Source organism: Citrobacter sp. RHBSTW-00881, assembly GCF_013728515.1.
GTDB lineage: Bacteria > Pseudomonadota > Gammaproteobacteria > Enterobacterales > Enterobacteriaceae > Citrobacter > Citrobacter braakii.
Genome location: NZ_CP056269.1, coordinates 3,213,516 through 3,239,435, shown reverse-complemented (window position 1 = coordinate 3,239,435; position 25,920 = coordinate 3,213,516). Strand labels below are relative to the sequence as shown.

General features: G+C 51.9%; 26 protein-coding genes and 1 tRNA gene. 17 read left to right on the top strand and 10 right to left on the bottom strand.

The window, feature by feature from the left end:
- The first annotated feature begins 32 nt into the window (after nucleotides 1-32).
- The 3 genes from HV311_RS15725 to agp all read left to right on the top strand — a co-directional run bounded on the left by HV311_RS15725 (nucleotide 33) and on the right by agp (nucleotide 2,894).
- Nucleotides 33-788: a sulfite exporter TauE/SafE family protein gene (locus HV311_RS15725; protein WP_191220154.1), complete on the top strand. Its 756-nt coding sequence runs from the start codon at nucleotides 33-35 to the stop codon at nucleotides 786-788.
- 69 nt (nucleotides 789-857) lie between these two features.
- Nucleotides 858-1,565, top strand: coding sequence for an ArsR/SmtB family transcription factor (locus HV311_RS15720; protein ID WP_191220153.1), 708 nt, complete (start codon nucleotides 858-860; stop codon nucleotides 1,563-1,565).
- Between the two features lie 87 nt (nucleotides 1,566-1,652).
- Complete coding sequence (agp, locus tag HV311_RS15715; RefSeq protein ID WP_131405788.1) at nucleotides 1,653-2,894, top strand: bifunctional glucose-1-phosphatase/inositol phosphatase; 1,242 nt, start codon at nucleotides 1,653-1,655, stop codon at nucleotides 2,892-2,894.
- 38 nt (nucleotides 2,895-2,932) lie between these two features.
- Here the strand turns inward: agp and HV311_RS15710 are convergent, their stop codons facing one another.
- Together HV311_RS15710 and wrbA are read right to left on the bottom strand one after the other, a co-directional pair.
- Nucleotides 2,933-3,160, bottom strand: a complete 228-nt coding sequence (locus HV311_RS15710; RefSeq protein ID WP_016152581.1) for a YccJ family protein — start codon at nucleotides 3,158-3,160, stop codon at nucleotides 2,933-2,935.
- Between the two features lie 20 nt (nucleotides 3,161-3,180).
- A complete protein-coding gene (gene wrbA, locus HV311_RS15705) occupies nucleotides 3,181-3,777 on the bottom strand; it encodes an NAD(P)H:quinone oxidoreductase (RefSeq protein ID WP_191220152.1) in 597 nt (198 codons plus the stop codon).
- Nucleotides 3,778-4,163: 386 nt separating this feature from the next.
- Here wrbA and HV311_RS15700 point away from each other — a divergent pair, with 386 nt between their 5' ends.
- The 3 genes from HV311_RS15700 to rutR all read left to right on the top strand — a co-directional run bounded on the left by HV311_RS15700 (nucleotide 4,164) and on the right by rutR (nucleotide 6,113).
- A complete protein-coding gene (locus tag HV311_RS15700) occupies nucleotides 4,164-4,337 on the top strand; it encodes a general stress protein (RefSeq protein WP_003036022.1) in 174 nt (57 codons plus the stop codon).
- A 164-nt stretch (nucleotides 4,338-4,501) separates the two neighbouring features.
- Complete coding sequence (locus HV311_RS15695) at nucleotides 4,502-5,416, top strand: DMT family transporter (protein WP_109018043.1); 915 nt, start codon at nucleotides 4,502-4,504, stop codon at nucleotides 5,414-5,416.
- A 58-nt stretch (nucleotides 5,417-5,474) separates the two neighbouring features.
- Nucleotides 5,475-6,113 carry an HTH-type transcriptional regulator RutR gene (gene rutR, locus HV311_RS15690; protein WP_053389923.1) on the top strand — a complete coding sequence of 213 codons (639 nt, stop codon included), beginning with the start codon at nucleotides 5,475-5,477 and terminating at the stop codon, nucleotides 6,111-6,113.
- On the opposite strand, the gene HV311_RS15685 is transcribed toward rutR, so the two are convergent.
- Both HV311_RS15685 and putA read right to left on the bottom strand, forming a co-directional pair.
- Entirely contained in the window at nucleotides 6,110-6,505 is a 396-nt protein-coding gene (locus HV311_RS15685) for a lysozyme inhibitor LprI family protein (RefSeq protein WP_016152584.1), read from the bottom strand. The two genes, rutR and HV311_RS15685, sit on opposite strands and share 4 nt — an antisense overlap.
- A 775-nt stretch (nucleotides 6,506-7,280) precedes the next feature.
- Nucleotides 7,281-11,243: a trifunctional transcriptional regulator/proline dehydrogenase/L-glutamate gamma-semialdehyde dehydrogenase gene (putA, locus tag HV311_RS15680; protein WP_191220151.1), complete on the bottom strand. Its 3,963-nt coding sequence runs from the start codon at nucleotides 11,241-11,243 to the stop codon at nucleotides 7,281-7,283.
- A 422-nt stretch (nucleotides 11,244-11,665) separates the two neighbouring features.
- Between putA and putP the strand changes: the two genes are divergently transcribed.
- The 6 genes from putP to phoH all read left to right on the top strand — a co-directional run bounded on the left by putP (nucleotide 11,666) and on the right by phoH (nucleotide 18,007).
- Nucleotides 11,666-13,174, top strand: coding sequence for a sodium/proline symporter PutP (gene putP, locus HV311_RS15675; RefSeq protein WP_016152586.1), 1,509 nt, complete (start codon nucleotides 11,666-11,668; stop codon nucleotides 13,172-13,174).
- A 214-nt stretch (nucleotides 13,175-13,388) separates the two neighbouring features.
- Nucleotides 13,389-14,222 carry an iron uptake transporter permease EfeU gene (gene efeU, locus HV311_RS15670; protein ID WP_019076441.1) on the top strand — a complete coding sequence of 278 codons (834 nt, stop codon included), beginning with the start codon at nucleotides 13,389-13,391 and terminating at the stop codon, nucleotides 14,220-14,222.
- A 58-nt stretch (nucleotides 14,223-14,280) separates the two neighbouring features.
- Entirely contained in the window at nucleotides 14,281-15,408 is a 1,128-nt protein-coding gene (gene efeO / locus HV311_RS15665) for an iron uptake system protein EfeO (RefSeq protein ID WP_016156169.1), read from the top strand.
- 5 nt (nucleotides 15,409-15,413) lie between these two features.
- The gene (gene efeB, locus HV311_RS15660) at nucleotides 15,414-16,697 is read left to right on the top strand and encodes an iron uptake transporter deferrochelatase/peroxidase subunit (RefSeq protein ID WP_191220150.1); all 1,284 of its coding nucleotides are present in this window, start codon (nucleotides 15,414-15,416) and stop codon (nucleotides 16,695-16,697) included.
- A gap of 246 nt (nucleotides 16,698-16,943) precedes the next feature.
- Complete coding sequence (locus HV311_RS15655; protein WP_016152591.1) at nucleotides 16,944-17,240, top strand: hypothetical protein; 297 nt, start codon at nucleotides 16,944-16,946, stop codon at nucleotides 17,238-17,240.
- Nucleotides 17,219-18,007 carry a phosphate starvation-inducible protein PhoH gene (gene phoH, locus HV311_RS15650; protein ID WP_016152592.1) on the top strand — a complete coding sequence of 263 codons (789 nt, stop codon included), beginning with the start codon at nucleotides 17,219-17,221 and terminating at the stop codon, nucleotides 18,005-18,007. The genes HV311_RS15655 and phoH overlap by 22 nt, the downstream gene beginning before the upstream one ends.
- Nucleotides 18,008-18,064: 57 nt before the next feature.
- Here the strand turns inward: phoH and HV311_RS15645 are convergent, their stop codons facing one another.
- Both HV311_RS15645 and HV311_RS15640 read right to left on the bottom strand, forming a co-directional pair.
- Nucleotides 18,065-18,433 (bottom strand): hypothetical protein, encoded by a 369-nt coding sequence (locus HV311_RS15645; protein ID WP_046274772.1) that lies wholly within the window; start codon nucleotides 18,431-18,433, stop codon nucleotides 18,065-18,067.
- Between the two features lie 624 nt (nucleotides 18,434-19,057).
- Nucleotides 19,058-19,145, bottom strand: a tRNA-Ser gene (locus HV311_RS15640).
- Nucleotides 19,146-19,380: 235 nt separating this feature from the next.
- Between HV311_RS15640 and ghrA the strand changes: the two genes are divergently transcribed.
- From ghrA to HV311_RS15620, 4 genes are all read left to right on the top strand, one after another.
- Nucleotides 19,381-20,319, top strand: a complete 939-nt coding sequence (gene ghrA / locus HV311_RS15635; RefSeq protein ID WP_181626248.1) for a glyoxylate/hydroxypyruvate reductase GhrA — start codon at nucleotides 19,381-19,383, stop codon at nucleotides 20,317-20,319.
- Nucleotides 20,320-20,405: 86 nt separating this feature from the next.
- Nucleotides 20,406-21,143 (top strand): phosphatase, encoded by a 738-nt coding sequence (locus HV311_RS15630; RefSeq protein WP_016156173.1) that lies wholly within the window; start codon nucleotides 20,406-20,408, stop codon nucleotides 21,141-21,143.
- Nucleotides 21,144-21,166: 23 nt separating this feature from the next.
- Nucleotides 21,167-21,721 (top strand): TorD/DmsD family molecular chaperone, encoded by a 555-nt coding sequence (locus HV311_RS15625; RefSeq protein WP_016152596.1) that lies wholly within the window; start codon nucleotides 21,167-21,169, stop codon nucleotides 21,719-21,721.
- A 101-nt stretch (nucleotides 21,722-21,822) separates the two neighbouring features.
- On the top strand, nucleotides 21,823-22,305 hold the full coding sequence (locus tag HV311_RS15620; RefSeq protein ID WP_141195425.1) for a DUF1097 domain-containing protein: 483 nt from the start codon (nucleotides 21,823-21,825) through the stop codon (nucleotides 22,303-22,305).
- 48 nt (nucleotides 22,306-22,353) lie between these two features.
- On the opposite strand, the gene csgG is transcribed toward HV311_RS15620, so the two are convergent.
- Genes csgG through csgD form a run of 4 tightly spaced genes read right to left on the bottom strand, consistent with a single transcriptional unit; the run spans nucleotide 22,354 to nucleotide 24,699 of the window.
- On the bottom strand, nucleotides 22,354-23,187 hold the full coding sequence (gene csgG / locus HV311_RS15615) for a curli production assembly/transport protein CsgG (protein ID WP_016152598.1): 834 nt from the start codon (nucleotides 23,185-23,187) through the stop codon (nucleotides 22,354-22,356).
- Between the two features lie 25 nt (nucleotides 23,188-23,212).
- On the bottom strand, nucleotides 23,213-23,626 hold the full coding sequence (csgF, locus tag HV311_RS15610; protein WP_016152599.1) for a curli production assembly/transport protein CsgF: 414 nt from the start codon (nucleotides 23,624-23,626) through the stop codon (nucleotides 23,213-23,215).
- Between the two features lie 25 nt (nucleotides 23,627-23,651).
- Nucleotides 23,652-24,044 (bottom strand): curli production assembly/transport protein CsgE, encoded by a 393-nt coding sequence (csgE, locus tag HV311_RS15605; protein WP_016152600.1) that lies wholly within the window; start codon nucleotides 24,042-24,044, stop codon nucleotides 23,652-23,654.
- A 4-nt stretch (nucleotides 24,045-24,048) separates the two neighbouring features.
- Nucleotides 24,049-24,699 carry a biofilm master transcriptional regulator CsgD gene (gene csgD, locus HV311_RS15600; protein ID WP_003036091.1) on the bottom strand — a complete coding sequence of 217 codons (651 nt, stop codon included), beginning with the start codon at nucleotides 24,697-24,699 and terminating at the stop codon, nucleotides 24,049-24,051.
- A 759-nt stretch (nucleotides 24,700-25,458) separates the two neighbouring features.
- Here csgD and csgB point away from each other — a divergent pair.
- Complete coding sequence (csgB, locus tag HV311_RS15595; protein WP_019076446.1) at nucleotides 25,459-25,914, top strand: curli minor subunit CsgB; 456 nt, start codon at nucleotides 25,459-25,461, stop codon at nucleotides 25,912-25,914.
- Nucleotides 25,915-25,920: the final 6 nt, after the last annotated feature.

The following is a 25,920-nucleotide window of genomic DNA, read 5'->3' as shown; positions in this document are numbered from 1 at the left end:
GGGTCATCTTCTCTTTTTCAGGAAAGTGCAACATGACGAGTTCTTTAGCGTTTGGGCCCGCTCTGGTGGTGATGATTGCCGCCACGTTTGTCCTCGCCGGGATGGTAAAAGGCGTCACTGGTATGGGATTGCCCACCGTGGCTATGGGGATCCTCGGATCGCTTATTTCGCCGGTTGCGGCGGCGGCCATGCTGCTGTTGCCTTCGCTGATTAGCAATCTGTTTCAGTTTGGCGGTGGCGGAAATACGCGTCAATTAGTCAAACGACTGTGGCCGATGTTATTGACGGTGGTGGTGGCGACATTGCTTGCCAGCGCCTGGATTACCGGCGGCGACACCACCCGTACCCAGTTTGCGCTCGGCGTGGCGCTGGTGGCTTACGCTATCTGGACGCTGGCCGGAAAGAAAATTGCAGTGGCTCCGCAGCATGAAAAACCGTACTCCCTCATCATAGGATTTGTTACTGGCTTATTGACTGGCGGAACCGGTGTATTTGTGATGCCCGCTGTGCCCTGGATCCAGTCATTGGGTTTTGAGAAAGATGAACTGGTTCAGGCGCTCGGGATCTCTTTTACGTTTTCGACATTGGCTTTGGCGCTTGGTCTGTGGTGGCACAACGCGCTGCCCGTACAGTCGTTGAGCTTATCGGCTTTGGCCATTGTTCCTGCGCTGATTGGTCAGTGGTTAGGAACCCGTGTACGACGGGTTATTTCTCCGCTCGTGTTTAAACGTTGTTTTCTGTTTTGTTTGGTCGGGTTGGGTATCGAGATGATGCTGCGTGCGGCGTGACCTGTGCGGTGACTTTAGAACGCTTTCATGGCATCGTTAATTCAGACATTCAGGGTCAAAGAGGTCGCTATGGCATCAGTGATGTTAAGTGAGGAAGAGGGCGCTCTGGAGTCGCGAATGGCGCTCACCGCGGCGGCGATGGCCGATAAATCGCGCTCGCGAATGTTGTGCGCCCTGATGGATGGCCGCGCCTGGACCGCGACCGAGCTCAGCGCAGTGGCGGATGTGTCAGCGTCAACCGCCAGTGCGCATCTGGCGCGTCTGTGCGAACAACGTTTTGTTGTGGCGCTCGCGCAGGGCAGGCATCGTTATTTTCGCCTTGCAGGCTCTGATATCGCTGAACTGCTGGAGCGCCTGATGGGCGTGGCGTGGGCTACATCTACGCCACGAAAAATCACGACGCCGCCAGGCTTACGACATGCCCGAACCTGCTACGATCATCTCGCTGGCGAGGTGGCGGTGAGGCTGTTCGATACGCTGGTTTCCCGTCAGTGGTTAACGCCGGATGGTGCAACGCTGACGTCTCTTGGGCAGGAAAAACTGGCACAAATGGGGATTGTCCTGGCTGCGGGCCCATCGCGGCGGAAATTAACCTGCGGTTGTCTGGACTGGAGTGAACGACGTTACCATCCCGGCGGCGTGCTTGGCGCATCGCTGCTACGCTGGCTGATTGAAAAACGATGGATAAAAACGGAGCTGAGTGGTCGCCGCGTCACCTTCACCCCGCTTGGCATTCGCAAATTAGAAACCGAGTTCGGTATTAAAACGACACCGTAGATGGTTCGTTTTGCGAAAGCGTTCCGGGAAATATGTCATATTTCTGTCACACTCTGTTGTGATTGATAACAACAAGAGGTCGTAGGGATGAATAAATCGTTAATCGCCGCAGCCGTGGCAGGGGCTGTATTAATGTCAACCGCCGCGCAGGCGCAGACCGCGCCGGAAGGCTATCAGCTTCAGCAAGTATTGATGATGAGTCGGCATAACTTACGCGCACCTTTAGCCAATAATGGCAGTGTTCTTGAGCAGTCCACCCCCAAACAATGGCCAGAATGGGATGTCCCCGGCGGACAACTCACCACCAAAGGCGGCGTGCTGGAAATCTATATGGGCCACTATATGCGAGAGTGGCTGGCAGAGCAGGGGATGGTGAAATCGGGCGAATGTCCGGCGCCGGGTACGGTCTATACCTATGCTAACAGCCTGCAGCGTACGGTCGCGACGGCGCAGTTCTTTGTCACCGGTGCTTTCCCGGGTTGCGACGTCCCGGTCCATCATCAGGAAAAAATGGGCACCATGGATCCCACCTTTAACCCGGTGATCACCGATGATTCCGCCGCCTTCAGCCAGCAGGCGGTTCAGGCAATGGAGAAAGAGCGTAGCCAAATGCAGCTCAACGACAGCTATCAGTTGCTTGAGCAAATGACCGACTACAAAGACTCTCCGTCCTGCAAAGAAAAACAGCAGTGTTCCCTGACCGATGCCAAAGATACGTTTAGCGCGAAATACCAGCAGGAGCCTGGGGTTTCGGGGCCGCTGAAGGTCGGAAATTCGCTGGTTGATGCCTTCACGCTGCAATATTACGAAGGCTTCCCGATGGATAAGGTCGCCTGGGGCGAGATTAAATCCGATCAACAGTGGAAGGTTCTGTCGAAGCTGAAAAATGGCTATCAGGACAGCCTGTTCACCTCCCCGGAAGTGGCGCAGAATGTCGCCAAACCGCTGGTGAAGTATATTGATAATGCGCTGGTTATTGAACGCGTAAAAGCGCCAAAAATAACCGTGCTGGTGGGGCATGACTCAAACATCGCATCGCTGCTCACCGCGCTGGATTTCAAACCGTACCAGCTTCACGATCAGAACGAGCGTACGCCGATTGGCGGGAAGATTGTCTTCCAGCGCTGGCATGACAGCAACGCGAATCGTGATCTGATGAAAATCGAGTACGTGTATCAGAGCTCGCAGCAGTTGCGTAATGCAGACGTTCTGACTCTGAAATCCCCGGCGCAGCGTGTAACGCTGGAGCTGAAAGGGTGTCCGATAGATGCGGATGGCTTTTGCCCGATAGATAAGTTCGACAGCGTGTTGAATGAGGCGGCTAAGTAAAAGAAAAACTCCCCCGTGTTCGCGGGGGAGTCTGAGCGCTAGACGTTTTTGCGTTCGATAGTCTGTTCACCCCAAAAGAGCGAATCTTTGTCTGTTTTCTTAAAGGCTTTGATGAGCACCTCGTCGCTACCTTCTTCCCAAATTTTTTCCGCCAGTTTCTCGTCATAATGCGCGACTTCAAAAATGGCTTCGGCTATTTCCGGCGATGTATTGCGCAGACTTGCCCATTCGCCGACGCGATGGGCTTTCGCTTCTTGAGTTGGCATTCGAATCCTCCTGTTGAAGATTAGCCGTTGAGTTTTACTGCCAGACCTGCGACATATTCACCCTGATAGCGGGCGATAGATAATTCTTCCTGACTTGGCTGGCGAGAGCCGTCGCCTCCGGCGATGGTGGTTGCGCCGTAAGGGGTACCGCCGCGAACTTGAGAAACATCAAACAGCTCTTGCGCCGCGTAACCGATAGGCACAATCACCATCCCATGGTGAGCAAGCGTAGTCCAGGTTGATGTAATGGTTTGTTCCTGACCGCCGCCGGTTCCTGTTGAGCTGAATACGCTGGCGAGTTTGCCGTACAGGCCGCCTGAAGACCACAGCCCGCCAGTCTGATCGAGGAAGGTGCGCATCTGACCGGACATATTGCCAAAGCGTGTGGGGGTACCAAAAATAATGGCATCGTAATCTGCCAGTTCTTGCGGGGTTGCGACTGGTGCGTTTTGTGTTTTGCCGCCAGCTTTGAGGAAAATCTCCGGCTGCATGGTCTCTGGTACGCGCTTAATAATCACTTCCGCACCATCAACCTTATTTGCGCCTTCTGCGACTGCATGGGCCATAGTTTCAATGTGTCCGTACATGGAATAATAAAGCACCAGAACTTTTGCCATTTTACACTACTCCTCGAGTTAACCGTGTCCGTAGCGACTCGCTACCTACCTTTAAAGATATGACGTACTGTCAGGAGTGCAAATTTCACAATCACTTCTTTGATTTATAACAATTTTTATAACAACTTCTCTTGTTGCAAAATGATACATATTTAACCGGGTGGAATTTGGTAGTCATAAGAAAGACTTATTGATTTCTCGCTGTGATTATTTCTCTATCACCACCAATCCTGTTGCAGGATATTACAGTTAGCGGCTGCTCAGGCCACGCTTCACTATGCTTAATCCCACGCAGTTATTTTCAGGGTATCGCCCGTAACGCTGCGTGAGGTATCACTCCTCAGTACCTATGCAATATGATGTCTAATCAATGACGGAGGTCAGTAATGGCAAACCATCGAGGCGGTTCCGGCAACTTTGCGGAAGATCGCGAAAGAGCATCAGAAGCAGGTCGAAAAGGTGGCCAGCACAGCGGGGGCAATTTTAAGAATGACCCGCAACGCGCTTCAGAGGCAGGCAAAAAAGGGGGCAAAAATAGCCACGGCAACAACAAATCGTAATTGCCGGGCTAGCTGTCAGATATGCCGTGACGGCTGAGGATCAGAGTCAGACGTTACGTAGCCACCCACCGCCGCCGGTTTCTTCCGGCGGTTTTTTTGTCTGCAAGGTTGAACTGTAACAAAACGCAACGCAGACTAACGACATTCAGTTAATCGGGTGTCTCATGTCATTACTTTCTCGTTATTCCTTCTCTGTTAAACCTCAGGAAGCGATCCTCATTGTGATCACTATGTTCTGGGGTGGCACGTTTTTGGCAGTGCAATATGCCGTTACCCTGAGCGGACCTTTTTTCTTTGTCGGCGTGCGTTTTGCCACCGCTGCGCTGGCGGTCGCGCTTTTGTCACTACGCACATTGCATAAACTGACGTGGCTGGAAGTCAAAGCAGGCGTTGCGATCGGTATCGCAATTGCGTTGGGCTATAGTCTGCAAACCTGGGGGCTACAGTTTATTCCCAGCAGTAAATCGGCGTTTATTACCGCGATGTACGTACCGTTGGTCCCGCTTTTACAATGGCTGTGTCTGGGGCGTATGCCCGCCCTGATGCCGTGTGTCGGCATTGTGCTGGCCTTTATCGGGTTGATTTTTCTCGCCGGACCAGGAGGCAATTTGCTGGCTTTAGGCGAAGGCGAGTGGATCACACTCGCCGGCGCGGTGGCGATTGCGGCAGAAATTATCCTGATTAGCGCGTGGGCGGGAAAAGTGGATGTGCGGCGGGTAACGGTGGTACAACTGGCAACCGCTTCGATAGTGGCGTTTATTGCGATGGGACCGGCCGGAGAGACCGTACCACCGATGTCTACGGGATTGCTGGTGGTGGCGCTGGGATTGGGGATTTTCAGTGCGATTATTCAGGTCACCATGAACTGGGCACAGCGCAGCGTTTCGCCGACGCGCGCGACGGTCATTTATACCGGGGAGCCGGTGTGGGCGGGGATCTTTGGTCGCCTGGCGGGGGAACGCTTACCGCTACTGGCTTTGCTCGGCGCAGCATTCATTATTGTTGGCGTGCTGGTCAGCGAACTGAAGTTCAAAAAGAAAAAAGGGGGAGTGCAAGAGGCGCCGCCGGAGTCGCTTTAATTTAACCATTCACCGCGTGATTTGGTATGCTGACGCCCTCACAAGAAGGAGAGGGCGCATGGTCCAACGCGCAGAGAAAAAAACAGGTAAGCGCTCGCAGGCCGTCAGTGCAAAACGCCAGGCCATATTAACCGCGGCATTAAATATCTTCTCCCAATATGGGATCCATGGCACGCGTCTCGAACAGGTCGCTGAGCAGGCGGGTGTGTCAAAAACGAATCTGCTTTATTACTACCCGTCAAAAGAGGTGCTCTATATTGCCGTTTTGCGGCAAATCCTCGACGTCTGGCTGGCTCCGTTGAAGGCTTTTCGCGAAGACTTTGCGCCGCTGGCGGCCATTAAAGAATACATTCGCCTTAAGCTGGAAGTGTCGCGCGATTACCCTCAGGCTTCACGACTGTTTTGTATGGAGATGCTGGCAGGTGCGCCTTTATTGATGGCTGAATTAACGGGCGATCTCAAAACGCTAATTGATGAGAAATCGGCGCTGATTGCCGGTTGGATCAAAAGTGGGAAACTGGCTCCGGTCGATCCGCATCATCTGATTTTTATGATTTGGGCTTCAACCCAGCACTACGCCGACTTTGCCCCACAGGTAGAGGCGGTAACGGGCGCAACGCTGCGTGATGAAGCCTTTTTTAACCAAACGGTGGAGAGCGTGCAGCGGATGATTATTGAAGGGATCCGCGTGCGTTAACTGGCTGGCGGTAACGGACAGCTTAAATCGCCCTCTTCGCACTGTAAGAGCGAGGCGAGAAACGCTTCACGCTCGTTGGTTTTATCCGTCAGACACTGGCTGGAAATCATCGCCTGGACGCTACCGCCTTCGGTGCCGGAACTGATTAACGCGCAGTCCGCATCGCGCAGGGTTATCCATGAGATTTGCGCTTTTTTCAGTAAATCGCGCTGGGTCGGGGCGGCGCGCTTAAGCGCATTCTGATAAGTGTCATTAAGTTTGGTGTCGGCCGCCTTAAACTGCTCTGCCGCACAGGTGTTCATCTCAATCTGAGTGTTCGCGTTGGCGCAGTCATCCGCCAGCGCCTGGCCGCTCAACAGCAGCGCTGCACATGTCAGTACGATTCGTTTCATGCTTCCCTCTGGCTCCATAAAAAAGGCCCCGTTACCGGAGTCATGCTTGTCAGTTAACGAGGATGAGTGGCACATACGGAGGTAATGAATCTGTTGCCTCCGGTATATTGCTACGTTCACCTTATGTTTGTCACTTCTCTGAAACGATCCTCCCTGTGAACGTGTTAAGGGTACTATCGCCGTACCCTTAACAATCCCGGCTCCCGGCGGGAAAATTGCCACTTCGTGGTCCCCTCCGTTTATTCCTCCAGGCTACCGGGCCGGGCGCGAGGAAACTTCCCTGTAAAACGCGCCCTGAACCCGCATCCCTGCGGGTTCTCCCGGCCTTACGGAAACACGTCGGCAATTTTCAGCCGGACCAGCCCACACCTGACCCCCTGCGTTTTTTATCTGAACAGCAAAACAGAGTTAACTGGAAGTCAGTGCGTTGCAGCGATGACCCCGTTCCGGCTGAAAATCGATGAGGCGTTGACGGCTGACCGGGTCTGCCCGCAGGGAGGCGGGCAGAGGGGGCGGCCTGCAGGGACGCAGGCCCGGCCCCGACCCGAAGGCAGACGGCATAAGACGAATGAATCGCGCAGCGACGATTTTCCCGCCGGGAGCCAGGGATGCAAGGGAGGCGGCGGTGAGCCTCTCTTGCACGTTCACGGGTGTCTGAGCCTCAGAAAAGTGATACCACTGAGGTGAACGGAACCCTGAGCCGAAATCACATGTTCGCCGTAATGCTTAATTGACAGGCATTACCCCCTAACCGGAGCCTTAATTAACCACAACCTTAGCCGATTGTCATCAGGCTGGCGTTCCCCCCGGCAGCGGCGGTATTGACGCTCAGGGAGCGTTCAATGTACAGCCTCTCCAGCAGAATATTGCTTTCGCCACGGGCAAAGCCCTGGACTGATACAATCGCCCCTTCGCGGGCAGCTACCGCTTCGCACAGTGAACGCAGTTGGTCAGAATCGCCGTGGAAAATAACGGCATCAAACGGCTGCGTGGTTATGTTGTCCGCTTTGGCAAACTGAATGCGCCCGGAGACGGCGGCTGGCAGACGTTTTGCCAGTTCACGATGGAACGCATCATCTGGCCACAGGATTAAGCTACCAACGGAAGCCACGGCGGCAACCTGTACCAGCGCGTCCTGTTCATCATCGGCGATACACAGTACGCGTTCACGCGGCAACAGCGTCCAGGTATTGCGCTCGCCAGTGGGTCCTGGCAGCAGACGCTGAGTACCGGCCTGCGCCAGTTCGCCAAACTGCTGGCAGAGCGCATGCAGTGAGGGTCGATCGGTTGCCCATTCGCTGAGCGCTTCCAGCGGCTGAACGAGTGCAGCTTTAAGCTGCGCATCGACCGGGTAGTCGGCATCCTGGCGGGCAAGCGTAATGCCTAACGCATTTTCTGGGCGGTTAGCCAGCAGGCGATACAGATACAGCGGTCCACCTGCTTTTGGCCCGGTACCAGACAAGCCTTCGCCACCGAATGGCTGCACGCCGACGACGGCGCCGACCATATTGCGGTTAACGTACAGGTTCCCAACGTGTGCCGATCCTGTGACCTGGGCGATGGTTTCATCGATACGGGTGTGTACGCCCAGCGTCAGGCCGTAGCCGGAGGCATTAATTTGCTCAATCAGGTTGCCCAGATTGTTACGGGTGTAGCGCACGACGTGCAGTACCGGACCAAACACCTCTTTTTGTAATTCGTCGAAGCTTTCCAGCTCGATCAGCGTCGGAGCAATAAATGTACCGGTTTGCCATTCACGCGCATCGTCGCTGTTTTCGCGCACGGCCTGAAACACCGGGCGTCCTTTGGCGCGCATGGCCTGAATATGGCGTTCAATATTGGTTTTGGCTTCTTCATCAATTACCGGCCCAATATCGGTGGTCAGGCGACCTGGATTACCCATGCGACATTCCGCCATCGCGCCGCGCAGCATTTTCAGCGTATGGTCGGCTACATCATCCTGCAGACACAGGACGCGCAGCGCGGAGCAGCGCTGTCCGGCGCTGTCAAACGCTGAAGCCAGAACGTCGACCACGACCTGTTCCGTCAACGCGGAGGAGTCGACAATCATTGCGTTCATCCCACCGGTTTCGGCGATAAGCGGGATTGGACGCCCCTGAGCATCAAGGCGGGTGGCAATATTGCGTTGCAACAGCGTGGCGACTTCCGTTGAGCCGGTAAACATGACGCCGCGTACGCGCTCATCGGAAGTGAGCTGAGCCCCGACGGTTTCACCCTGACCAGGCAACAGTTGCACCACGCCCGGCGGTACACCCGCTTCGAGCAAAATAGCGATGCCCTGGGCGGCAATTAACGGGGTTTGTTCCGCCGGTTTCGCCAGCACGCTGTTACCCGCCGCCAGCGCGGCGGCAATCTGCCCGGTGAAAATGGCCAGCGGGAAGTTCCATGGGCTGATACAAACCACGGGTCCTAACGGTCGATGGGTTTCATTATCGAAATCATCGCGAACCTGACCGGCATAATAATGCAGGAAGTCTACCGCTTCGCGCACTTCCGCAATGGCGTTGCTGAAGGTTTTACCCGCTTCGCGTACCAGGATGCCAATCAACTGCTGCATCTGACCTTCCATCAGAACGGCGGCACGATGCAAAATGGCGGCGCGCTCTTGTGGCGGTGTGGCGAACCAGATCGGCGCGTTATTCGCTGCGTTCTGTAACGCCTGTTCCACTTCAGCGTGAGTTGCCTCACGCACGTAACCGACAATGTCTTTCGGCTCGGCTGGGTTAACGACTGGCGTCATTTCGCCGTCAGCAACCGGGTGCTCCAGAATGGGTTTAGCGTGCCATTTTTGTAGCGCGCTGTTGAGCAGGGCAGAGGACAGCGAGGCCAGACGATGTTCGTTAGCTAAATCCAGCCCGCCTGAGTTTTCGCGGCCTTTACCGTACAGGTCACGCGGCAGGGCAATCTTCGGATGCGGCAGACCGGCCTGACCTTCTTGCAGCGCCAGTTTTTCAACAGCCTCGACCGGATCGGCAACCAGTTCATCCAGCGGCAGGGTCGTGTCGGCAATGCGGTTGACGAACGAGGTGTTGGCGCCGTTTTCCAGCAGACGACGCACCAGGTACGCCAGCAGCGTTTCGTGCGTGCCGACCGGCGCATAAATGCGGCATGGACGGTTCAGTTTGCCATCCGCAACTTTGCCAGTGACCTGCTCATACAGCGGTTCGCCCATGCCGTGCAGGCACTGGAACTCGTACTGACCCGGATAGTAGTTTTGACCGGCTAACTGATAAATCGCCGCCAGCGTATGGGCGTTGTGGGTGGCGAACTGCGGGTAGATCAGATTCGGTACGGCAAGCAGTTTTTTCGCACAGGCCAGGTAAGAAACGTCGGTGTACACCTTACGGGTGTAGACCGGATAACCTTCCAGACCGTCCATCTGGGCACGTTTAATTTCGCTATCCCAGTAGGCGCCCTTAACCAGACGGATCATCAGGCGGCGGCGGCTGCGCGTGGCGAGGTCAATCAGATAGTCGATAACATACGGGCAGCGCTTCTGGTAGGCCTGGATAACAAAACCGATCCCGTTCCAGCCTGCCAGTTCGGGTTCAAAGCACAGTTTTTCCAGCAGATCGAGGGAGATCTCCAGTCGGTCAGCCTCTTCGGCGTCGATATTAATGCCGATGTCGTACTGACGTGCCAGCAGAGTAAGCGATTTCAGACGAGGATAGAGTTCATCCATTACGCGATCATACTGCGCACGGCTGTAACGCGGATGCAGTGCCGACAGCTTGATAGAAATGCCTGGCCCTTCGTAGATACCGCGCCCGTTAGAGGCCTTACCAATGGCGTGGATCGCCTGCTGGTACGAAACCATATAAGCCTGTGCATCGGCGGCGGTCAGGGCCGCTTCGCCCAGCATGTCATAGGAGTAACGGAAGCCTTTTTCTTCCAGTTTACGCGCGTTAGCCAGCGCTTCAGCGATGGTCTCCCCGGTGACAAACTGCTCGCCCATCAAGCGCATGGCCATGTCGACGCCTTTACGCACCAGCGGCTCACCGCTCTTGCCGATAATACGGTTGAGTGAGCGTGAGAGGCTGGCTTCGTTATGCGTAGAAACCAGACGACCGGTAAACAACAGCCCCCAGGTCGCCGCGTTGACGAACAGAGACGGGCTGCGGCCAATGTGCGACTGCCAGTTACCGTTGCTGATCTTGTCGCGGATTAACGCATCGCGGGTCGCTTTATCTGGAATACGCAGCAAGGCTTCGGCCAGACACATCAGCGCGACGCCTTCCTGTGAAGAAAGGGAGAATTCCTGCAATAAACCTTGTACCATCCCGGCGCGACCGCTGGCGGTCTTCTGGTTACGCAGTTTGTCTGCCAGATCGTATGCCAGCTTATGTGCCTGCTCGGCGATAGGCTGCGGCAGACGAGCCTGCTCCATCAGCATCGGTACGGCGTCGGTTTCGGCTCGGCGGTAAGCAGCGGTGATTGCCGCGCGGGAAACTGACTGCGGCAGGATCTGTTCAGCAAATTCCAGGAAAGGCTGATGCGCTTCATTTTGCAACGTGGTCGACTCATCGCCCTCATTCGCAGCACCCGCCAGCAGGGCCGGTAGTTCAGGAAGCGCGTCGTCATTTTCTAGTCTTTCGAGATAATTAAAAATGGCTTGTTTGATCAGCCAATGTGGCGTGCGATCGATTCGTGATGCTGCTGTTTTAATACGCTCGCGAGTGGCGTCATCCAGCTTAACCCCCATCGTGGTGGTTCCCATGCCGTTTACTCCTGTTGTACTGAAATACGGGTCTGATAGTTACCGAGAAATATCCACTATGTTGCAACTTTGTGCAACCGTGTTAAATGTGACTTGGTTTGCAAGCTTGGAAATGAATGAAATGTTAATAAACGTGAGTGTTTTGACGGGGGCTATAAAAGTTGCCGAATCTTTTTCTCTGCGGTAGTTAACACTTTTAAAAGGTGCAACCGAAAAAAGTGTGAGAGAGTGCAACCTACAGAAAAATGCTATCTACTCTGGATCAAATTTGATGTAAATGGTGTGTTAAATCGATTGTGAATGACCATCGCTTCCGGCAGGATACGGTCGCCCTGGTAAACATAGATATCTTTGCCACGTTCCGGCAGGGTAATAAAACGGCAAGCCACGGCATTGCTGATACATAATTTTGGAGAGTTTTGATGGCTATTAGCACACCGATGTTAGTGACATTCTGTGTCTATATTTTCGGCATGATATTGATAGGGTTTATTGCATGGCGTTCAACCAAAAACTTTGACGATTACATTCTGGGTGGACGCAGTCTGGGTCCATTCGTGACCGCGTTATCCGCCGGGGCATCTGACATGAGCGGCTGGTTGCTGATGGGGCTGCCTGGCGCGATTTTCCTGTCGGGGATTTCAGAAAGCTGGATCGCTATTGGCCTTATTTTGGGCGCGTGGATCAACTGGAAACTGGTGGCCGGACGTTTACGCGTGCATACCGAATACAATAACAATGCGCTGACGTTACCGGATTACTTTACCGGTCGCTTTGAAGATAAAAGCCGAATTCTGCGTATTATCTCCGCGCTGGTTATTCTGCTGTTTTTCACCATCTACTGTGCTTCCGGTATTGTGGCAGGGGCGCGTCTGTTTGAAAGCACCTTTGGCATGAGTTACGAAACAGCGCTGTGGGCGGGGGCGGCCGCGACGATTATTTATACCTTTATCGGCGGTTTCCTCGCGGTAAGCTGGACCGATACCGTCCAGGCCAGCTTGATGATCTTCGCCCTGATCCTGACGCCGGTAATGGTAGTCATTGGCGTGGGTGGGTTTGACGATTCGCTGGAAGTGATTAAACAAAAGAGCATTGAGAACGTGGACATGTTCAAAGGGCTGAATTTTGTTGCCATTATTTCCCTGATGGGCTGGGGTTTGGGCTACTTCGGGCAGCCGCATATTCTGGCGCGCTTTATGGCGGCTGATTCTCACCATAGCATTGTTCATGCTCGCCGCATCAGTATGACCTGGATGATCCTGTGTCTGGCAGGTGCAGTTGCCGTTGGCTTCTTTGGTATCGCTTACTTTAACAACAACCCACAGCTTGCCGGTGCTGTTAACCAGAACGCCGAACGCGTGTTTATTGAACTGGCGCAAATCCTGTTCAACCCGTGGATTGCCGGTATTCTGCTGTCTGCGATCCTCGCTGCGGTGATGTCGACTCTGAGCTGCCAGCTGCTGGTGTGCTCCAGCGCAATCACCGAAGACTTGTATAAAGCGTTCCTGCGTAAAAATGCCAGCCAGAAAGAGCTGGTATGGATTGGTCGCATCATGGTGCTGGTTGTAGCGCTGGTGTCTATCGCGCTGGCGGCGAACCCGGAGAACCGTGTGCTTGGTCTGGTAAGCTACGCCTGGGCCGGCTTTGGCGCGGCGTTTGGTCCGGTGGTTCTGTTCTCCGTAATGTGGTCGCGTATGACGCGTAACGGCGCGCTGGCCGGGATGCTCATCGGTGCGGTGACGGTAATCGTCTGGAAGCAGTTTGCCTGGTTGGGTCTGTATGAAATCATCCCGGGCTTTATTTTCGGCAGCATCGGTATTGTGGTCTTCAGCCTGTTGGGTAAAGCGCCTTCAGCCGCTATGCAGCAACGTTTTGCCGAGGCTGATGCGCATTATCACACAGCTCCGCCATCGCGTTTACAGGCAGAGTAATCCGCCTCGCTCCATAAGCCCGCCGCGTGCGGGCTTTTTTATTTATCCCCGCTGCAAAACCGCCCTAATCGTTACCCGCCTAACTGTTTACATTAAGTCATCATTCTCAAAACATTCTGCTTGAGTTTTTCTTTACTGTAATGATAATCACTATCACTGTAATTTACTTTTCTTTTCATCAATTGACTGAGAATAACGTTTAAGGGTTCTTCGCATGTTTGTTCCATTTCTTATTATGTTGCGCGAAGGGTTAGAGGCCGCGCTGATAGTCAGCCTGATTGCCAGCTACCTGAAACGGACTCAGCGTGGTCGATGGATTGGTGTGATGTGGATTGGTGTTCTGCTGGCGGCGGCGTTATGCCTGGCGTTAGGCGTTTTCATCAATGAAACCACCGGTGAATTTCCGCAAAAGGAACAGGAGCTGTTTGAAGGCATCGTGGCGGTCATTGCCGTGGTGATCCTCACCTGGATGGTGTTCTGGATGCGTAAAGTTTCGCGCAACGTCAAAGTCCAGCTTGAACAGGCTGTCGATAACGCGTTGCAACGCGGCAATCATCACGGCTGGGCGCTGGTGATGATGGTCTTTTTTGCCGTTGCCCGTGAAGGCCTGGAATCGGTGTTCTTCCTGCTGGCGGCATTCCAGCAGGATGTAGGCATTTGGCCACCGTTAGGTGCGATGCTGGGGCTGGCCACCGCGGTGGTACTGGGTTACTTGATTTACCTCGGCGGCATTCGCCTCAACCTCGGGGCATTCTTCAAATGGACCAGCCTGTTCATTTTGCTGGTGGCCGCTGGTCTTGCCGCTGGGGCCATCCGCGCGTTCCACGAAGCCGGGTTATGGAATCATTTTCAGGATGTGGCGTTTGACATGAGCAGCGTGCTTTCAACGCATTCGCTGTTTGGCACATTGATGGAAGGTATTTTCGGCTATCAGGAAGCGCCGAGCGTCAGTGAAGTCGCCATTTGGTTTATCTACCTGATTCCGGCATTGATTATGTTTGCACTGCCGCCGCGTTCAGGCACTACGGCATCGCGTACCGCACCCTGATAAAAACGCGATGCAGAACACTCCTTAGTTACAACATACTTATTTATAGGGATAGGTTATGACGTTTAATTTTCGCCGTAGTGCGCTGCAGTTGGGTATTGCCGCGCTGTTTGCCTCCGCTTTTTCTGCACAAGCCGCCGATATCCCGCAGGTGAAAGTCACGGTTAACGACAAACAGTGTGAGCCGATGACGATCACGGTTAACGCTGGGAAAACGCAGTTCATCATCCAGAACCACAGCCAGAAAGCGCTGGAGTGGGAGATCCTTAAAGGGGTTATGGTGGTTGAAGAACGTGAAAACATTGCGCCGGGCTTTAGCCAGAAAATGACAGCTAACCTGCAGCCAGGTGAATATGATATGACCTGCGGTCTGTTGACCAACCCGAAAGGCAAACTAATTGTGAAAGGTAGCGCAACGGCGGATGCCGCGCAGGGCGACGCTCTGCTGAGCCTAAGTGGCGCGATTACTGAATACAAAGCCTATGTGACAGCCGAAACTGCACAACTGGTTGCGGGCACCAAAGCATTCACCGATGCGATTAAAGCTGGCGATCTGGAAAAAGCGAAATCGCTGTATGCGCCAACCCGTCAGCATTATGAGCGTATTGAACCGATTGCTGAACTGTTCTCCGATCTCGACGGTAGCATCGATGCGCGTGAAGATGATTATGAGCAAAAAGCCGCCGATCCTAAATTCACCGGCTTCCACCGCCTGGAGAAAGCGTTGTTCGGCGACAACACCACCAAAGGCATGGACAAGTATGCCGACCAATTAAACCGCGATGTTCTTGACCTGCAAACGCGTATTAGCGAACTGGCCTTCCCACCGTCAAAAGTGGTTGGCGGGGCAGCAGGACTGATTGAAGAAGTCGCTGCCAGCAAAATCAGCGGAGAAGAGGATCGGTACAGCCATACCGATCTGTGGGATTTCCAGGCCAATATCGATGGCGCGCAGAAAATCGTCGATCTCCTGCGCCCTCAGTTACAAAAATCCAATGCTGAGCTGTTGGCGAAGGTGGATGCGAACTTCAAAAAAGTCGATACCATTCTGAGTAAGTACCGTACCAAAGACGGTTTTGAAACCTATGACAAACTGACCGACGCCGATCGCAATGCGCTGAAAGGGCCAATCACGACGCTGGCGGAAGACTTGTCGCAATTACGCGGTGTTCTGGGTCTGGATTAAGCAAAATGCAGCAAGATAATGAAAACGGCGTGAGCGAACCTTCACGCCGACGTTTACTGAAAGGGATGGGCGCCCTGGGTGGGGCGCTGGCGCTGGCGGGTGGATGTCCGGTTGCCCACGCGCAAAAACCACAAAGCGCGCCGGGAACGTTGTCCCCCGATGCGCGTAGTGAAGTGCAGCCGTTTTATGGTCAGCATCAGGCAGGGATCCTGACGCCACAGCAGGCATCGATGATGCTGGTGGCGTTCGATGTTCTCGCCAGCGATAAGGCTGATCTGGAACGCTTGTTCCGCTTGCTGACCACCCGATTTGCGTTTCTGACCACGGGCGGGCCGGCGCCGGATACGCCGAACCCGCGTTTACCCCCTATGGATTCCGGTATCCTCGGCGCATACATTGCGCCAGACAACCTGACGATGACGTTGTCAGTCGGCGCCTCGCTATTTGATGAACGTTATGGCCTGAAATCGCAGATGCCGAAAAAGCTGCAAAAAATGACCCGCTTCCCGAATGATTCGCTGGATGCGGCGCTGTGCCATGGTGATTTGCTGCTGCAGATTTGTGCCAACACGCAGGACACCGTTATCCATGCGCTGCGCGATATCATTAAACATACGCCCGATCTCCTTAGCGTGCGCTGGAAACGTGAAGGGTTTATTTCCGACCATGCCGCGCGCAGCAAAGGCAAAGAGACCCCGGTCAACTTGCTTGGCTTTAAGGACGGCACCGCGAATCCGGACGCGACGGATGCGAAGTTGATGCAAGACGTGGTGTGGGTTACGGACGGGCAGGGCGAACCTGTCTGGGCGCAAGGTGGTAGCTATCAGGCCGTCAGGCTCATTCAGTTTCGCGTCGAGTTCTGGGATCGTACGCCGCTGAAAGAGCAGCAAACGATATTTGGTCGAGATAAACACACCGGCGCGCCGCTGGGTATGCAGCACGAGCACGATGTGCCTGACTATGCCAGCGATCCCGAAGGTGAGGTGATTGCGCTCGACAGTCATATCCGCCTGGCGAATCCGCGCACGAAAGAGACCGAGTCCAGCCTGATGATGCGCCGTGGCTACAGCTATTCGCTCGGTGTGACCCCATCCGGTCAACTGGATATGGGACTGTTGTTTGTCTGCTATCAACACGATATGGAAAAAGGCTTTTTGACTGTGCAGAAACGCCTCAACGGTGAAGCGCTGGAAGAGTATGTCAAACCAATTGGTGGGGGCTACTTCTTTGCTTTGCCGGGTGTCAAAACCGCAGATCAATATCTGGGACAGTCTCTCCTCGAAGCCTGATGATCACGCCCCGTTGTACAGCGGGGCTTTTCCTGACATCTGTATGAATGAACAAATTATTTTTTATGATCGGTACGAGACTGAAATAATTTTGTCATCTCTCTGCAAGAGACTGTCTCTGGTGATTAGATAGAATTTAAGTTAACAGCAAGTAAAAATATTGTTGCATTAACGAAAGATTATGATGTAATTATAAGAAACAGCGGTAGTTCCCGGCGGTGATAGTCGTTCACTATGGAGATCGCGATGGAAAAGTCCTGTATTGGACACATTTTTCACAGTAGCTGCAGTACGTTACGCGGACGTTTCTCTTCCGGTAGCCACCTCGTCACCGCTAAATCTCTCTCCCTTTCACTTCTTATCTTCGTAACTGACACCTTGTACGGTGCGCGTAGCCGTGTGTGGCGTCTTATCCGAAAGCAAGCAATGGCTTACAAGGAAGCCAACCCTCAGATGTTCGTGCGCATAATCGTGCCGCCAACGGCGCGTGTGATGTATACCTACAACTCAAGGTGCTATCCATGGGAAGACAAAAAGCAGTGATCAAAGCTCGTCGTGAAGCAAAACGTGTGCTGAGGCGGGATTCGCGTAGCCATAAACAACGTGAAGATGAATCGGTCACCTCGCTTGTGCAGATGGGCGGCGTAGAAGCGATTGGTATGGCGCGTGATAGTCGCGACGCCACGCCAATCACGGCGCGGAATGAAGCTCAGGCCCAGTACCTGAATGCTATCGAGAGTAAACAGCTGATCTTCGCTACCGGTGAAGCCGGGTGTGGTAAAACCTGGATCAGCGCGGCAAAAGCAGCAGAGGCCCTGATCCACAAAGACGTGGACAGGATCATTGTAACCCGTCCAGTTCTGCAAGCTGATGAAGACCTCGGCTTCTTACCTGGAGATGTTTCCGAGAAGTTTGCGCCTTATTTTCGTCCAGTGTATGACGTGCTGGTGAAACGTCTGGGCGCCTCCTTCATGCAATATTGCCTGCGGCCTGAGATTGGTAAGGTGGAAATCGCGCCATTCGCTTATATGCGTGGACGCACATTTGAAAATGCAGTGGTCATTCTTGACGAGGCTCAGAATGTTACTGCAGCACAGATGAAGATGTTTTTGACTCGCCTCGGGGAGAATGTGACGGTGATTGTGAACGGGGATGTGACCCAGTGCGATCTACCCGCCCACGTTCGCTCAGGGCTAAGCGATGCGCTGGCCCGTTTCGAAGAAGATGATATGGTTGGAATTGTTCGTTTCAATAAAGACGATTGCGTCCGTTCGGCACTCTGTCAGCGGACGCTCAATGCTTACAACTGATAAGTACTCCGTCTTCAAGGCCCGGGAAACCGGGCTTTGTTATTTGATGTCAGCAGATTACTTTCTTTTGCTGCTCCAGTAGTTGGCGCAGGCCTGGTCAAACAACTGGTTATTTTCGTCTATTTTCTTTAGCGCTTGTGCCAGAAAGGTCAGCAGGTCATCCTTATAAATCCCACCTACCGTAGTCTCTTTTCGTAAGATCCCATTGCTGGTGTAGGTTTTTTTAATGGTGACGTTATGCCTGACGTTGCAAATAACCGTTCGCTGATACTCTTCGTAGAATCGGCTGTCAGGATCGAAAAACGTATTTATTTCATTCGGTGTACGTTTGAGGATTTTTCGCGAGAAAACCTTCAACGGAATAAATCCTGCTTCGTCTGCCTGCGACATGATCTCATCAAGCAAAGTTCCTTCTATGTTTAACATGCCGTTATTTTCCTGATTGCTTGAGAAAGCGGTAGTTACAGCATAAGAGTGGTTTAGATAATGTGCAACGGGGCGGGGGATGATGCTTGATAGCGCGATGCTTATCAGACCTACAGGTTAACGCTATTCAGGACGGGTCACATGCGAAAAAAAAAGCCCGTACTTGCGTACGAGCTCTTTCTCGAATATGGCGGTGAGGGGGGGATTGACTCGCTTCGCTCGCCCTTCGGGCAGCCTGTTCGCTGCGCGCTCAGTCTGTCCAACTGGCTGCGCTGCTACTCGGCCCATCCTTGGGCCTCGCCCCTACGGGGCCAGCGCATGCGCTGTTCAAAATTGCTCCCGGCAATTTTGTGTCGCCCCCCGGTCGGGGCTTCTCATCCCCCCGCAGGCGTGCAACATGCGAAAAAAAAGCCCGTACTTACGTACGAGCTCTTTCTCGAATATGGCGGTGAGGGGGGGATTGACTCGCTTCGCTCGCCCTTCGGGCAGCCTGTTCGCTGCGCGCTCAGTCTGTCCAACTGGCTGCGCCAGTTGTCGACCCCCGGTCGGGGCTTCTCATCCCCCCGCAGGCGTGCAACATGCGAAAAAAAAGCCCGTACTTACGTACGAGCTCTTTCTCAAATATGGCGGTGAGGGGGGGATTCGAACCCCCGATACGTTGCCGTATACACACTTTCCAGGCGTGCTCCTTCAGCCACTCGGACACCTCACCATATTGTTGTTCCTGTGCTACCGGAACGGGCGCTAATTTAGGGAAATACCGCTCCGGCGTCAATCAACTTTTTGAAAAAAACGTGCATTTACACAAACTTCAATCAATATGCAGTTTAAATAAGCGGGAATTGTTTTTTTTGCCAGCACCCTAAAATTTGCTACTCTGATGTTCCCTCAAAAAATGATGATTATAAGTGCGAGTACGTTCCGCATAACAATGTTCAGGAGACGCTATGGATATAATTTTCTATCACCCAACATTCGATACGACCTGGTGGCTTAATGCGCTGACAAAGGCCATACCTGGCGCGCGGGTCCGTGAGTGGAAGGCAGGTGATAATGCGCATGCTGACTACGCGCTGGTCTGGCATCCTCCGGTTGAAATGCTCGCCGGACGAAAATTAAAAGCCGTATTTGCGCTGGGTGCGGGCGTCGATTCTATTCTCAGTAAACTAAACGCTCATCCGGAAATGTTGGATGCGTCGATCCCGCTTTTCCGTCTGGAAGATACGGGGATGGGCCTGCAAATGCAGGAATATGCGGTTAGTCAGGTATTGCACTGGTTTCGTCGCTTTGATGACTACCAGGCATTAAAAAACCAGGCGAAATGGCAACCGTTGCCAGAATATACTCGCGATGAGTTTAGCGTCGGGATCATGGGCGCTGGTGTTTTAGGTGCAAAAGTTGCAGAAAGTCTGCAAGCATGGGCGTTCCCGCTACGCTGCTGGAGTCGTACGCGTAAATCCTGGTCTGGTGTGGAAAGCTTCGCCGGTACCGAGGAACTGAGCGCGTTTTTGAGTCAAACTCGCGTGCTGATCAACCTCCTGCCTAATACGGCAGAAACCGTAGGCATTATTAACGCTGATTTACTCAGCCAATTGCAGGATGGCGCTTACGTGCTCAACCTGGCGCGCGGCGTTCATCTCAATGAAGACGATCTTCTGGCATCGCTGGACAGCGGCAAAGTGAAAGGTGCCATGCTGGATGTCTATAGCCGTGAACCGCTGCCGGAAACCAGCCCGCTATGGAAACATCCGCGTGTGGCAATGACGCCGCATATCGCCGCGGTAACACGCCCGGCAGAGGCGGTGGACTACATCTCCCGTACGATTTTGGACCTGGAAAGTGGGAAATCCGTAACGGGTCAGGTCGATCGCGTTCGGGGATATTGATGGTAACCCGGCAAGTGCCGGGTTTCAGCTAATAAATGGCGACGATACCTGCTATCCTTGACGGAAAATGACTACAGGAGAGAGTTATGTATCCCGTTGACCTGCATATGCATACCGTCGCCAGTACCCACGCCTACAGCACCTTAAGTGATTATATCGCTGAAGCCCATCGAAAAGGCATCAAGCTGTTTGCCATAACCGATCATGGACCGGACATGGCGGATGCGCCTCATCACTGGCACTTTATTAATATGCGCATTTGGCCTCGTATCGTGGATGGCGTAGGGATCCTGCGCGGTATCGAGGCGAATATTAAGAATATTGAAGGCGAAATCGACTGTTCAGGTCCGATGTTTACCTCCCTGGATCTCATCATCGCGGGCTTCCATGAGCCAGTTTTTGCACCTCATGATAAAGACACCAATACCCAGGCAATGATAGCCACGATGGCCAGTGGTCACGTGCACATCATCAGCCATCCGGGGAATCCCAAATATCCCGTTGATATCACAGCGATTGCGCAGGCGGCGGCAAAATACCAGGTCGCGCTGGAAATCAATAACTCCTCGTTTTTGCATTCGCGTAAGGGGAGTGAGGACAATTGTCGCGCGGTCGCTGCGGCGGTGCGTGATGCCGGAGGCTGGGTGGCGTTAGGGTCGGATTCACATACCGCTTTCACACTGGGTGAATTTGGTGAATGCCGTAAAATTCTGGATGATGTAAATTTCCCGGAAGACAGAATTTTAAACGTCACCCCTAAACGCCTGCTGGCGTTTCTGGAATCGCGAGGCATGGAGCCGATCGCGGAATTTGCTGAACTGTAATTGTTACTAACTGGAATATATCAATGAACGAGTTTTCTATCCTGTGTCGTGTACTGGGCTCGCTGTTTTACCGCCAACCGCAGGACCCTTTACTGGTTCCCCTGTTTACCCTGATTAGTGAAGGTAAACTGTCCGCCAACTGGCCGCTGGAACAGGACGAACTGCTCACGCGTCTGCAGAAAAGCTGCGATATGCCTCAGTTGGCTGCGGATTACAACGCGCTGTTTGTCGGCGACGAGTGTGCGGTGCCGCCTTATCGTAGCGCCTGGGTAGAAGGGGCGAAAGAATCCGATGTTCGTGCTTTTCTTTCTGCCCGCGGAATGCCGCTGGCAGATACGCCTGCAGATCATATTGGCACGCTGTTGCTGGCGGCTTCATGGCTTGAAGACCAGTCTGCGGAAGATGAAAGTGAAGCACTCGAAACCTTGTTTGTGGAATACCTGTTGCCCTGGTGTGGCACGTTCCTTGGCAAAGTTGAAGCGCACGCAAACACACAGTTCTGGCGTACCATGGCACCGTTAACGCGTGATGCCATTGGCGCGATGTGGGACGAATTGCAGGAAGATACTGAAGAATAAATGTGATTTAGATCTCATTAAACTGCAACTCAAATTACATCATTGCATGAATTGTGTGCACGATCTCATTCCCATGCCGTTTTTCTGCTAAGATACGCGGCATGAACATACTTCTCTCAATTGCAATCACAACGGGCATTCTCTCTGGGATTTGGGGATGGGTGGCCGTAGCTCTTGGTTTACTCAGTTGGGCTGGCTTTCTGGGCTGCACGGCCTATTTTGCCTGTCCACAGGGTGGGCTGAAAGGGCTGTGGATCTCGGCGTGTACGCTGCTAAGCGGTGTGGTGTGGGCGTTGGTGATTATTAACGGTAGCGCGCTTGCCCCGCATATGGACATTATTGGTTATGTCATGACGGGAATTGTCGCGTTTCTCATGTGTATTCAGGCAAAGCAATGGTTGCTTTCATTTGTGCCGGGCACCTTTATTGGCGCCTGCGCAACGTTTGCAGGGCAGGGTGACTGGCAGTTGGTCGTGCCTTCTCTGGCGCTGGGGCTGGTATTCGGCTATGCGATGAAAAACAGCGGATTGTGGCTGGCATCTCGTCGTGAGAATCGGCTATCGTCGACGCTGACCAGTAAATAAAAAAAGCGTGAGGGTTTTCCTCACGCTTTTTATGCTGTATCAGACCACTCAGGATTCCGGAGGTACCGACAAATGGCGGTATTTAACCAGGATGTCATTATCAACTTGTTTCTTATCCTGCAAATCCCACAATCCGCGATCAATCCCGTCATTAATCAGGAAGATAACACCGGTTTCAATTGCTGACATCAGACAAAGCATAACCGGTTCGTTAGAGGTGTAGCCAATTTCACCTTCCAACAGTCGCTGGTAGTCAATGAAGCGGAATACCCCAGCCTGCACTTCATAAGACAAGATAGTTTTGCTGGTATTCACCGATGAGAGGATTTCACCGGTACTAACGTTAACCACACGCAGGTTGACCGCTATCTGGTCGAGCTGGTACTGCGTATCGGCGCCAATACCGAAATAGCGCGCACCAACGCCACCCGATTTAACGTTGCTTTCATAACCAATAATTGACCCTTCTACCATGATGTTTGCCGCGGTCAGAGACTGCAGAGGGATGCGGTTATTAATGGCAACTGTGCCGTTTTCCTGAGCTGCACGAATGATTTTTCGTTCGTTAAGCAAGTTCTGCAACCCCTGACGTTCCAGCGGGACGAACCAACGAGAATCCTTCAATGCGGTGACAAGCATCGCCGTGGCGCTTTGCGGGACGGCGGTTGAGAAGTTACTTGCCGGATAAGGTTTAAACTGGCCAGTCTCATCCTGAATATTGTATACCGAGACAAATATCTTACCTGTAGGCATGGGCAGGTGCGTCAAGTCTTTATAGCTTTGGGCTCGGGGCATTAATGTCGGCTTAGCGGCTTCTTGCGGCGGGGCTGTTAAACATCCGCTGAGTAAAATTACTGCCACCATGATAAGTAAGCGCTGCATGATTTTTTCCTTTCGTGGCTATAATTTAGAAATCGGTCGACTGATTTTGTAAACCCGACACTTCAATAGTCGACGTTCTCCCCGTTTTCCTGTCCGTGACATTCAGTTGCAGTTGTCCATCCCGGTTGGCGATATCAACGATAAAATCGCTGGTTACCATCCTTCCCGGCTTACCGGTATTAATATTGGTAAGTAAGCCACCGAGTATTTGTGACTGTATCGCCTGGGTAAAGTTATCCAGCGCTGTTGGGGTTTCAATCCCGTAGTCGCCGGCACTCGGATCTTTATACGAGTTTTGCGCCTGGGCGCTGTTCAGTAAAAAAGAGCCGTTATTTGGGTTACCACCAAAGTTAGGATTGCGGAACTGGAACGTCATATTTCCGGCCCAACTTAATGGTGAAATCAGCATGAGCAAAACCACTGCATGTTTGACACGCATGAAAGCCTCCGGACAAAATCATGTTTTAGAATTCATCGCGCGCTAAATCGCTCGTGCTTAATAGTGTTTGATCTATTTGCCGACGATTTAATGCTTCCTCTGTTTCTGCCAATGCAAAGACCACAATTTTGTCGAAGTCTCTTTTCGTCGGGAATAAAAAAGTCTGGAAGATAACGTCCTGATTGACCGTTATGGTGATCCAACTTCCCCAACGTGCACTGGGTCTTTCATTAATGGTTAAGTTTCCTGTGTACTTACTTTCCCACTTGTCACTAAAGGCCCGGTAAAAATCATGGCCAATGGAAGAGACAGTGTGGTCGGTTAACAGTCCGGGAACCTCCACCTCTACAGCCGCGTGTAGATTCCCGGCAGCAAGGAACAAATTTGCTGCCACAATCCAGGTCAAATAGCGTTTCATGGCTTTATCGCCTGAGGTTATCATTGGCCCACGAGACCGCCTGCGTACGATTTTTGACAGCTATCTTTTTGAAAAGATTATAAAGATGTGTTTTCACCGTATTTTCACTAATAAATAGTGAACGCGCGATTTCAATATTTGAGGCGCCGATACGCAGTTTATTAAGGATCTCTTTTTCACGGTGCGTAAGTAATGCCGACTCCGTGCTGTTATAGCGGTAGTTCCCGGAATGCGTGATCAGGTAGCTGGCAAGCTTTTGCGAAAAGTAGCATTCGCCCCGCAACACACCCTGCAAACCGCTGACTACACGCTGCTCATCTTCAGTTGCGTAAAATACGCCATTGATATGCGGCCAGTTTTCAATATCCCGGTAAGGATAATCATCTGGAGTATTCAACAATAAAGTTTTTATATTGTTGTTTTTTCTGCTCAAATTATCTTGCCAGTAATGGATCAGTTTTTTATCTGCCTCCATCATATCCAGTAAAACAATGCAGCTGGAGGATATATCATCCAGAGAACGTTGAATATTATGTAGTTTTCCGGTTAACGCCAGCGATTGCTTTAAATGCTGTAATAACGCAGTTGCCTGCAGGGATGGTTTAGTGATCAACAATAATGTATGACCATGAATACTATGGACTTCATTAAACATGATGAAACTCCACTTTTTTAGTCGCACACCTGACAGTTGCCTCTACTAAAATAGAGGCACCAGAAGTACTGACAGATGTTGCACTGCTGTGTAGAAATAAAACTTCGACCCAACGGGGTGAAAATATTAAAACAAATGGACTTCAACTGATTTCAATCTAGCTATTACAAATCTTAAAGCAAGTGTTAAACATGTTACATAATGTAAATTTATATATTAAAATGTGATTTTTGCGTTTTTGTGGAGTTTAGATTTGATAGTAAAGTTGTACATTTTAGCGTTACTGCATAGATTTAAAAAATCATACAAATTATAATATCTTATTGAATTTTAAGAGATAAAATTATAATTAGATGGTTTTAGATTTCTAATGAATTTTGATTTTATGGTCTCACTTTAAGTTGAACAATTTTAGATAGAAAAAAATGACACTTGTCACGACTTGTACCGAGGACAATCCCACTACCGTCTGCAAGGCCCAGAAAACGCGGGAAACGCGTTTTTTTGTTACTGCATAGAAATTCACTCATCGGGTTACAAAAGAAATAAAATCCAGAGCTATAACGGTGTTAATTGCTGTTAATTAGTACTTTGGGGTGAATCTGGATATAAAAATACAACTGGTGGGTGAGTTATTTAAAATGTTTCAACGGACATACTCTTCATCGTAACGTGGCGTTAACAAATGTAAGTCACGTTAACAATAATTTGAGTGGTAAATAATTTAACCTTATGTACGACCAGGTCCAGGGTGACAACATGAAAAACAAGTTGTTATTTATGATGTTTACAATGCTGGGTGTGCCTGGGATTGCATCCGCTACAAGTTATGATTTAGCTAACTCAGAATATAACTTTGCGGTAAATGAATTAAGTAAGTCTTCATTTAATCAGGCAGCCATTATTGGTCAGGTTGGCACTGCGAACAGTGCAAATACTCGACAGGGGGGCTCGAAGTTATTGTCGGTTATTTCGCAAGAAGGTTCTGGTAACCGAGCGAAAACAGACCAGACGGGATCATATAACTTTGCATATATTGATCAAACGGGTAGTTCCAATGACGCGAGTATTAAACAAGGTTCATACGGTAATACGGCGGTAATTATCCAGAAAGGTTCTGGTAATAAAGCCAATATTACTCAGTACGGTACACAAAAAACAGCAGTTGTGGTGCAGAGACAGTCGCAAATGGCAATTCGCGTTACTCAACGCTAATCCATT